Genomic DNA, 9,537 nt, shown 5'->3' on the forward strand with positions numbered 1-9,537 from the left:
GCCCCGCCGCCGGGCGCGCGGCCCGACGGGGTGCCGCTCCCCGGCTCGTCGTCGTGAGGAGCGCCGGTCTTCGCCGGGGCGGCGGGGCCGCTCCTGCCCCCGAGGGAGGCCCGGCCGGCGACGCGGGCGAGGCCGCCCAGGGCGGCACGCCGGAGGGCGACGGCCCGGCTGCCGGGGGAGCACCCTCCGGCCCGGCCGGCAAGGGATCGTCCTCCGTCCCGGACGCGAAGCACTGATGGGCGAGCACCGCAGCCTGCCCGTGCCCGACGGCCTGGAGGGGGAGCGGCTCGACGCCGCCCTGGCCCGGCTCTTCGGGCTGTCACGCGGCCGCGCGGCGGAGGTCATCGCGGCCGGTGACGTCCTCGTCGACGGCAGGACGGCCGCCAAGTCCGACCGCATGCAGGCGGGCACCTGGCTCGAGGTGACGCTGCCGGCGCCGCCGTCCGCGCCGTTGCCCGAGCCCGAGCCGGTCCCGGGCATGTCGATCCTGTACGAGGACGCCGACATCGTCGTGGTGAGCAAGCCGATCGGCGTCGCCGCCCACCCCACCACCGGCTGGACCGGACCGACCGTGCTGGGCGGTCTCCTCGGCGCCGGCCACACGATCGCCACGAGCGGCGCCGCCGAACGGCAGGGCATCGTCCACCGCCTCGACGCCAACACCACCGGGGCGATGGTCGTGGCCAAGAGCGAGATCGCCTACTCCCGGCTGAAGCGCGCGTTCAAGGAGCGGACTGTCGACAAGCGGTACCACGCGCTCGTCCAGGGGCATCCCGACCCGCTGCGCGGCACCATCGACGCGCCCATCGACCGGCACCCCTCCGGGGACGGCCGGTTCGCCGTGGTGGCGGGCGGCCGGCCCTCGGTGACCCACTACGACACGATTGAGGCATTTCGGGCCGCGAGCCTGCTGGACATCAAGCTGGAGACCGGGCGCACCCACCAGATCCGCGTGCACATGTCGGCGGTCCGCCACCCCTGTGTCGGCGACTTCCTGTACGGCGCCGACCCGACCCTGTCCGCCCGGCTCGGGCTGTCCCGGCAGTGGCTGCACGCCGTACGCCTCGGGTTCGAGCACCCGACCGAGGGCCGGTGGGTGGAGTTCGACAGTCCCTACCCGGACGATCTGGCGCACGCCCTCGACGTCGTCGCCGCCGAGTCCTGAGCCGCTCCGCTCCCGGCACGCCGGCGCGCGGCCGGGGGGGTCACCGCTCGGGCCGTACGGGCCAGCCGGGCGCGCCGAGCTCGCGGGAGATGGCGCGGGCGGCCTCCCGTACGGCGCCGGCGGCGGCGTCGGGCGCGGGCCATTCGAGCATGGGGATCACCACGCCGATGGCGCCGACGACCGTCCGGGAGCTGTCGAAGATGGGCGCCGCCAGGCCGCACTCGCCGATGACGGCCTCCTCCTGTTCGACGGCGAGGGCGTCGGCGCGTACCCGATCGAGCTCCGCGCCGAACTCGGCCGGGTCGGTCACCGTGTCCCGCGTCATGCTGCGCAGCGGGCCGCCGGCCTCGAGCGCTCGGGCCTGGTCGGGCGCGTAGGCCAGGATCGCCTTGCCGAGCGCGCTCGCGTGGGCGGGGATCACGATGCCGACCTCCGGCATCTGCCGGGACCCGTCGGGTCGTGGCTCGTGATGCACGATCATGACCTCCTCCGGGAGCAGCACCCCGGTGCGAACGGCGTGGCCGGTGCTTCGGGCGAGCTCGCCGGCCCAGGTGAGACTCCGGGAGCGGAGCTCCAGCGTGTCGAGGTAGACGTTGCCGAGCTTCAGCACCGCCGGGCCGAGGCGGTAACGGGCGGAGCCCTGCTCCTGGAGCACCAGGCCGTGCGCCTGCAGGGTCTTGATGATGCCGTGGACCGTGGACGGCGCGAGCTCCAGCCGGGCCGCGATCTCGGACAGGCTCAGGTGGCGCTCGGCCTGTAGGACGCCCAGGACCCGGATCGCCCGATCGACGGACTGGATCATCCGCGCCCTCTTCCGGTCGTCCCCCCGGCCCGCCTGCCGATCGCACTTTACAACAGCAGGCCGACGTCCTAAATTCAGGCCATTCGGCATTATCGAATCTTATGCGGTCATGTCGAAGTAGTTCGGGTGTCTCCCTGCCGACCCGACGTGTGAAGGAGGAGCCATGCCCGTACGACAGCTGGTGAACGATCCGGCCGACCTCGTGCCGGAGGCGCTGCGGGGGTTCGCGCGCGCCCATCCCGCGCTGGTCCGCCACAACGAGGACCCGGCGTTCGTGGTCCGCGCCCGGCGGGAGGGGTCCAAGGTCGCCCTCGTCTCGGGCGGCGGCTCCGGTCACGAGCCCCTGCACGTCGGCTTCGTCGGCGAGGGCATGCTCGACGCGGCGGTACCGGGCGCGGTCTTCGCCAGCCCGACCGCGTACCAGATCAAGGCGGCGATCGAGGCCGCCGACCGCGGTCAGGGCGTGCTTCTGATCGTCAAGAACTACACCGGTGACGTCCTCAACTTCCAGATCGCCGCCGAACTGGCCGCAGATGAGGGCATCGAGACCCGCACCGTCCTCGTGGACGACGACCTGGCCACGGACGGGCAGGACGAGGGCGGTCCCGGACGCCGGGGCACGGCCGCGGTCGTCGCGGTGGAGAAGATCTGCGGCGCCGCCGCCGAACGCGGAGCGTCCCTCGACGACCTGCTCGCACTGGGCGAGCGGGTGACCCGTTCGGCCCGCACCCTGGCCCTCGCGCTGGCCTCCTGCACCCAGCCGGGGCAGGACCGGCCGTCGTTCGACCTGGCCGACGACGAGATCGAGTTCGGTGTCGGCATCCACGGTGAGCACGGCGTGGCGCGCCGGCCGTACGGCCCGGTCCGCGACCTCGTCGGCGAGCTCACGCGGCCGATCGTCAAGACGCTGGAGCTCGGTCACGGCGACACGGTGATCGCCATCGTCAACGGCCTCGGATCGACGCACGACCTGGAGCTGGCCGCCGTCCACGGCGAGCTCACCACGATCCTGGACGACCTGGGCGTCGACGTGGCCCGCTCGCTCGTCGGCTCGTACGTGACGTCGCTGGACATGCGCGGCTGTTCGATCACGTTGCTGCGCGCCGATGACGAGCTGGTCGAGTTGTGGGACGCGCCGGTCCGCACGCCGGCGCTGACCTGGTGACAGACGGGAGTACGGGCATGGACGCCACCATCGACGCGCGGGCCTGGGCCGAGCGGTTCATCGCCGAGATCGAGCGGCGCGGCGCCGTGCTGACCGAGCTCGACCGCCGGGCCGGAGACGGGGACTACGGGACGAATCTGGGCTCCGCCGTGCGCCGGGCCGCCGTCAACCTCGAGGCGGACGGCGCGGACACGCCGGGCGCGGTCTTCACGGCCGTCTCCAACGCCTTCCTGAACACCGGCGGCACCAGCGGCCCGCTGTTCGGGATGTGGTTCCGGGAGTTCGCCAAGGCCCTCGGCGCGGAGGTCACCACGAAGGCGGTGAGCGAGGCGGCGGCCAACGCCGCGGCCGTCGTGCAGCGGCTCGGCAAGGCCGAGGTCGGCCACAAGACCATGGTCGACGCCATGGTCCCCGCAGCGCGGGCGCTGGCCGAGGCGGCGGAGCGGGACACGGACGTCGCGACCGCCCTGCGCGAGGCCGCCACGGCCGCCCATGAGGGCGCCGCGTCCACCGAGGACCTGCTGGCCCGGCGCGGCAGGGCCAGCTATGTCGGCGAGCACGCCCGCGGTGTCGTCGACCCGGGAGCGCTCACCGTGGCCTGGTTCTTCGACGCGGCGACCGGGTGACCCGACGTCCCGGCCGGCGGGAATGCCCCGGCCGGGACGTCACCGGGCCCGCCACCGCGAGTGGCGCGCGGACCCGTCCGGGGGCCGCCTCATGCCGGGGGCGGCGGCCGCCGGACCCCCGGAACCGCCGTCGTCCCGTTCAGGCGCCGAGTGCGCGGCGGTCGGCGGCGGCCACGGCGCGGCGCACCCGCGTGCCCGGTGCCCGAGACGTTTGGGAGGACGTCCGCGCCGTGCCGTCCCGTTCGTCCATGCGAGCACGCGGGATCGGCCGAAATGTTCAGCGCGGGTTGCGCATGCCGCGAAAACCGGAACGATGCACCCGTGAACGAGACGAGGCATCACAATTTGGACGGTCGGCGGTTCGTCATGGTGAGCTCCACCGCGAGCCGGGTGGACCCTGATGCGCCCACGCAGTTCGTCTACCAGGAGGCGGACGGCGTGATCTGGGGCGGCTACGACGGCGACACGGTCGCGCACGGCCGGTTCGTCGGGACGCGGAAGGACGACCAGATCGAGCTCAACTACGTTCACCTGACCAAGGGCGGCCCGAGCCCGGTGGCCGGGCGCAGCACGAGCCGCATCGAGGAGCTGCCGGACGGGCGGCTCAGGCTGGTCGAGGAGTTCCAGTTCGAGGGAGACGACACGCCGCAGGTCAGCGTGTGTGAGGAACTCCCCTTCCAGGCGGAGGCTCGTCGAGCGGACTCCTGAGACCGGCCTCACAGCCTGAGGCCCCTTACGGCCGGAGAACGGCCCCACCGCCTGAGACCCCTTACGGCCTGAGGCCGGTCCTACTGTCCGCCGAGGTCGGCGCGTCCGGCGTTCGCGCGGACGAACCGCATGCTGCCCAGCGGCGAAGGGCCGGTCTCGGCGGCGGGCTGAGGGGCGGGCAGCGGTCGTTCGTCCGACGGCAGGATGAAGGGACGGCGCAGCACCTCGTCGAGGATGAATACCGTCTCGGTCGCCTTGACCGCGGGGATGCTCGCCAGCCGATGGGTGACCAGGTGGTGCACCGTGGCCACGTCGCGGACCCTGATCTGGATCATCGCGTCGTGCTGGCCGGTGGTGATCGCGCAGTACTCCACCTCGGGCATCAGCGCCAACTGGTTGCGGAACTGCCGCCACATCTGCTGGCGGACGGTGACGAAGATCAGCGCGCAGACGCCCAGCCCGGCGCGGACCGGGTCGACCTGCGCGGTGAACCGGACGATCACGCCGTTCGCGCGCAGCGCCTCGAACCGGGTGTAGGCGTTGGCGCGGGAGATGCCCACCCGCTGCGCGAGGGCGGAGATCGAGATCCTGCCGTCCTCCCGCAGAACGTCCAGAATCCGCAGGTTGGTGGCGTCCAGGTCGGCGGGGATTCGTCCAGGCCGCCACTCTTCAGTCGGCGATCCGTCCGACGTTTCGTCCATGGGTGCAGGCTCCTGAAGCAGTTCATCTCGACTTTCGGGGTGGCCGTGGACACCCTGGCGACAACACTGCACTATCAGTACCTAATCGTCTAGATGTGGGCAAATACCGCATTTTCCCCCTGACCGAAACCCTCGGAGGCTGTACATGCCGAGCCTGCGCTCCGCGCCCCGGCGGGCGATCCTGCCCGTCCTCGTGGCGTCCGCGATCAGCCTGACCGCATGCTCCGGCGGCGGATCCTCCTCGTCGTCCTCGGCGTCCGGAGGCAAGACGCTGGTCGTCGACACGTCCTTCAACCTGAAGACCGCCGACCCCGGCCGGATGTACGAGCAGACCGGCCTGATGGTCGACCGAGCGCTCTACGACACGCTGCTGACCTTCACCGGATCCGACGTCAGCAAGCCCGTGCCCGCCCTGGCCGAGTCGTACCAGGTGTCCAAGGACGGCAAGACGCTGACGCTCAAGCTGCGGCAGGGGGCCACGTTCTCCGACGGCAGCCCGGTCACCGCCGACGACGTGGTGTTCTCGCTGAACCGGGTCCGCGACCTCAAGGGCAACCCGTCGTTCCTGCTGGACGGCGTGACCGTCAAGAAGGTCGACGACACGACCATCGAGCTCCGGTCGCCGCAGCCGAACCCGGCGCTGCCGTACATCCTGCCCAACCCGGCGCTCGGCATCGTCAACTCCAAGGTCGTCAAGGCGCACGGCGGCACCGAGGGCGCCGACGACAAGGCGGAGTCGTTCCTCAACGGCCAGTCCGCGGGCTCCGGCCCGTACGAGCTCGAGTCGTTCAACGCCAGCACGCAGGTCGTGCTCAAGGCCAACGCCAAGTACTGGGGCACGACCAAGCCGGTGTACCAGAAGGTCGTGATCCGCAACGTCCAGGCGCCGACGCAGAAGCTGAACGTGCAGCGGGGCGACAGCCAGATCGCGGTGGACCTGTCGGCCGACCAGGCACAGGGCATCGCCGGCGGTCTGCAGGTCGCCAAGGGAGCCTCGGCGAGCGTGTTCTTCCTGCTGGCCAACCACAGCGCCTCCGTCAGCAAGGTCACGTCCAACCCGAAGTTCGTCGAGGCCGTCCGTAAGGGCATCGACTACCCGGGGCTGCTCCAGCTCGCCGGCGAGGGGTCGGTCCAGGCGGCCGGGATCGTGCCGTCGATGATCAACGGCGCGCTGCCCGCGGACCAGGCGACCAAGCGCGACGTGGCCGGCGCCAAGGCGGCGCTCGCCGCCAGCGGGGTCACGAACCCGAAGGTCAAGCTGGAGTTCCCGAGCGACTTCACGCTCAACGGCCTGTCGTTCCAGCCGCTCGCCGAGCGCATCCAGGCGAACCTGAAGGAGGTCGGCATCACCGTCGACCTGGCTCCCGCGCCGATCGCGACCGCGCTGCAGAACTACCGCGACGGCAAGGAGGAGATGGGCCTGTGGTGGTGGAGCCCGGACTACCCGGACGCCAGCGACTACCTCGCCTTCCTGCCCGGCAAGCTCATCGGCCTGCGGGCGGGCTGGAAGAAGGGCGACGACGGGCCGCTGGAGCAGGCCGGTGACAAGGTCGCGCGGACCGTCGACGGCGACCGGGCCCAGCAGTACCAGCAGATCCAGGCGCAGCTGAACCAGGCCGGCCCGATCGTTCCGCTGTTCCAGCCCAGCCAGCACGTCGTCAGCGCCTCCTCGGTGACGGGCCTGGCGCTGAACCCGGTGTGGACCATCGACCTCTCGGCGCTCGGCAGCAAGTGAAGAACCAGCTGATCCGCTTTCTGGCCCGGCGGCTGGCGGTCTCCGTACTGCTGGCCGTCGGGGTCACGCTGGTCACCTTCACCCTGACCAACCTGGTGCCGGGTGACCCGGCCGCGGCCAACCTGGGGCAACAGGCCCTCGGCAACCCGGCGATCGTGAAGCAGTTCCGCGAGCAGCACGGCCTGGACAAGCCGCTGCCGGTCCAGTACGTCAACTACCTGCGCGATCTCGCTCATGGCGACCTCGGTGAGTCACAGCAGAGCCACCGCTCGGTCGACGCGGACCTCGCGGAGTTCGTGCCCGCCACGTTCGAGCTGGCCGGCGCGGCGCTGGTGCTGTCGCTCGTGGTCGGCGTCGCGTTCGGAGTGATCGCGGCGCTGCGCCGGGACCGGATCGTCGACCAGTTCCTGCGGGTGGCGAGCCTCGCCGGGGTGTCGGTACCGACGTTCTGGCTGGCCCTGCTCGCGTTCTACTTCGTGTTCTACCGATTGCGGCTGGCCCCCGGCTCCGGCCGCCTCGCGCCCACCATGTCGCCGCCGCCCCACGTCACCGGCCTGTACACGGTGGACGCGGCGATGGCCGGCCAGTGGAACGTGTTCGCCAGCGCCGTCGGCCATCTGGCACTGCCGGCGCTGGTGCTCGCCGCGTACACCATCGGGCTGCTGACGCGGTTCACCCGTTCGGCGGTGCTGGAGGTGCTCGGCCAGGACTACGTGCGTGCGGCTCGGGCCAAGGGCCTGCCCGGCCACGTGGTGCTGCTGCGGTACGTGCTGCGAGCGGCGCTGGTCCCGGTCATCACGGTGGCCGGCCTCGCCTTCGGGAGCCTGCTGTCCGGCACGGTGCTGGTGGAGTCGATCTTCGCCTGGCCCGGCATCGGACAGTACGCGTACAAGAGCGCGACCAATCTCGACCTGCCCGCGGTCATGGGCGTCGGGCTGGTGGTCGGCGCGATCTACGTCGTCGTCAACCTCATCGTCGACGTGCTGTACGGCGTGATCGACCCGAGAGTGAGGAGCACGTGATCCACCGCCTTCCGGAGGCATGGCGCCGGCCCCTCGCCGTGACCGGCCTCGTCGTCACCGTCGCCTGGCTGATCGTCGTGATCGCGGCGCCCCTGCTCGCCCCGTACGATCCGCTCGCGCAGAAGTTCCCCCGGCTGAGCCCGCCCGGCGGCGCGCACTGGTTCGGCACCGACGATCTCGGCCGGGACGTGTTCAGCCGGGTGCTGTACGGCGCGCGGCTGTCGATCCCGCTGACCCTGCTGCTGGTGGCGCTGTCGGTCGTCATCGGCGGCCTGCTCGGCGCCTGCGCCGGCTACTTCGGCCGGTGGGTGGACGAGACGATCATGCGCGTGGCGGATCTGGTCTTCGCCTTCCCGACCGTGATCCTGGCGATGGCCGTGGCCGCGTCGCTGGGCGCGAGCCTGCGCAACGCCGTGCTGGCGGTCCTCGTCGTCTCCTGGCCGGCGTACGCGCGCGTCACCCGCGGTCTGGTGCTCGGCATCCGGACCCGCGAGTTCGTGCTCAGCGGGCGGCTGCTGGGGTTCTCCGTCTGGCGCTCACTCCGCACCGACGTGCTGCCCAACGTGACCGGCCCGATCCTGGTGCTCGCCACCCTCGACATCGGCACTCAGCTGCTGCTGCTGTCCGGCCTGTCGTTCCTCGGTCTCGGCGCCAAGCCGCCCACCGCGGAATGGGGGGCGATGGTGGCGTCGGCCACGCAGGTGTTCGACAAGTGGTGGGTCGGCGTCTTCCCGGGGCTGGCCATCCTCACGGTGGTGATGGCGTTCAACTTCCTCGGCGACACCATGCGCGACGCGCTCGACCCGCGGACCGCCAGGGCGATCAAGGAGCGGGCGCTGTGACGATCCTGGCCATCGAAGGACTCACCGTCGAACTGGGCGGCCGACCGATCATCCGCGGCATCGACCTCGCCCTGGAGGCGGGGAAGGTGCACGGGCTGGCGGGGGAGAGCGGTTCGGGCAAGACCATGACCGGCCTGGCCGTCCTCGGCCTGCTGCCGCACGGCGCGCGTACGGGCGGGAAGATCTCCCTCGGCGACACCGATCTGCTGACGCTCTCGCCGAAGGAGATGAACAAGCGACGCGGCAGCGAGGTCGGCATGGTCTTCCAGGACCCGTCGACCAGCCTGCACCCCATGCTCTCCATCGGACGCCAGCTCACCGACCCCATGCGCCACCACCTGAGGCTGGACCGGCGGCAGGCGCGCGCACGGGCCGCGGAACTGCTCGGCAAGGTGCGCATCCCCGACCCGGACAGCGCGCTCGACCGGTACCCGCACCAGTTCTCCGGCGGGATGCGGCAGCGCATCGCGATCGCCATCGCCCTCGCCTGCGATCCGCAGGTGCTGATCGCCGACGAGCCGACGACGGCGCTGGACGTCACCGTGCAGGCCGGCATCCTCCGGCTGCTGCGCGGCCTCTGCGATGATCTCGGCCTGGCGGTGCTGCTCATCACCCACGACCTCGGCGTCATGTCGTCGGTCGCCGACGTGATCAGCGTGATGCGGGACGGCCGCCTCGTCGAGACCGGGCCGCGGGCGCGGGTCATGCGCGAGCCGGCCGATCCGTACACGCGTGCCCTGCTGGACGCACTGCCCGACCGGAGCGAGGGAA

The 9,537-nt window shown here is 71.8% G+C and carries 10 protein-coding genes and 1 pseudogene; 9 read left to right on the forward strand and 2 right to left on the reverse strand.

Translation table 11 applies throughout. The annotated features are described in order from the left end of the window. Together AB0K82_RS38635 and AB0K82_RS38640 are read left to right on the forward strand one after the other, a co-directional pair. Positions 1-236, forward strand: a pseudogene (locus AB0K82_RS38635) (hypothetical protein); the annotation flags it as partial. Next, positions 236-1,165 carry an RluA family pseudouridine synthase gene (locus tag AB0K82_RS38640; RefSeq protein ID WP_364406901.1) on the forward strand — a complete coding sequence of 310 codons (930 nt, stop codon included), beginning with the start codon at positions 236-238 and terminating at the stop codon, positions 1,163-1,165. The pseudogene AB0K82_RS38635 and the gene AB0K82_RS38640, both read left to right, overlap by 1 nt. A 40-nt stretch (positions 1,166-1,205) precedes the next feature. Here AB0K82_RS38640 and AB0K82_RS38645 read toward each other — a convergent pair whose 3' ends face one another. After that, positions 1,206-1,967, reverse strand: a complete 762-nt coding sequence (locus AB0K82_RS38645; protein ID WP_364406904.1) for an IclR family transcriptional regulator — start codon at positions 1,965-1,967, stop codon at positions 1,206-1,208. Between the two features lie 163 nt (positions 1,968-2,130). Here AB0K82_RS38645 and dhaK point away from each other — a divergent pair, with 163 nt between their 5' ends. The 3 genes from dhaK (at position 2,131) to AB0K82_RS38660 (ending at position 4,466) form a co-directional block, all read left to right on the forward strand. Then, positions 2,131-3,132: a dihydroxyacetone kinase subunit DhaK gene (dhaK, locus tag AB0K82_RS38650; RefSeq protein WP_364406907.1), complete on the forward strand. Its 1,002-nt coding sequence runs from the start codon at positions 2,131-2,133 to the stop codon at positions 3,130-3,132. A gap of 17 nt (positions 3,133-3,149) precedes the next feature. Further along, complete coding sequence (gene dhaL / locus AB0K82_RS38655; RefSeq protein WP_364406910.1) at positions 3,150-3,758, forward strand: dihydroxyacetone kinase subunit DhaL; 609 nt, start codon at positions 3,150-3,152, stop codon at positions 3,756-3,758. Positions 3,759-4,079: 321 nt separating this feature from the next. Next, a complete protein-coding gene (locus AB0K82_RS38660) occupies positions 4,080-4,466 on the forward strand; it encodes a hypothetical protein (protein WP_364406913.1) in 387 nt (128 codons plus the stop codon). Positions 4,467-4,546: 80 nt separating this feature from the next. On the opposite strand, the gene AB0K82_RS38665 is transcribed toward AB0K82_RS38660, so the two are convergent. Further along, positions 4,547-5,167 carry an Lrp/AsnC family transcriptional regulator gene (locus tag AB0K82_RS38665; protein WP_364406916.1) on the reverse strand — a complete coding sequence of 207 codons (621 nt, stop codon included), beginning with the start codon at positions 5,165-5,167 and terminating at the stop codon, positions 4,547-4,549. Positions 5,168-5,312: 145 nt separating this feature from the next. Here AB0K82_RS38665 and AB0K82_RS38670 point away from each other — a divergent pair, with 145 nt between their 5' ends. From AB0K82_RS38670 to AB0K82_RS38685, 4 genes are all read left to right on the forward strand, one after another. Then, positions 5,313-6,902 carry an ABC transporter substrate-binding protein gene (locus AB0K82_RS38670; RefSeq protein ID WP_364406919.1) on the forward strand — a complete coding sequence of 530 codons (1,590 nt, stop codon included), beginning with the start codon at positions 5,313-5,315 and terminating at the stop codon, positions 6,900-6,902. Beyond that, a complete protein-coding gene (locus AB0K82_RS38675) occupies positions 6,899-7,924 on the forward strand; it encodes an ABC transporter permease (RefSeq protein ID WP_345365262.1) in 1,026 nt (341 codons plus the stop codon). The genes AB0K82_RS38670 and AB0K82_RS38675 overlap by 4 nt, the downstream gene beginning before the upstream one ends. Further along, positions 7,921-8,766: an ABC transporter permease gene (locus tag AB0K82_RS38680; protein WP_364406922.1), complete on the forward strand. Its 846-nt coding sequence runs from the start codon at positions 7,921-7,923 to the stop codon at positions 8,764-8,766. The genes AB0K82_RS38675 and AB0K82_RS38680 overlap by 4 nt, the downstream gene beginning before the upstream one ends. After that, the coding region (locus AB0K82_RS38685) for an ABC transporter ATP-binding protein (protein ID WP_364406925.1) at positions 8,763-9,537 on the forward strand (775 nt) is incomplete at its 3' end. The genes AB0K82_RS38680 and AB0K82_RS38685, both read left to right, overlap by 4 nt.

It is taken from the genome of Actinoallomurus sp. NPDC052274, from assembly GCF_040679475.1.
GTDB lineage: Bacteria > Actinomycetota > Actinomycetes > Streptosporangiales > Streptosporangiaceae > Actinoallomurus > Actinoallomurus liliacearum.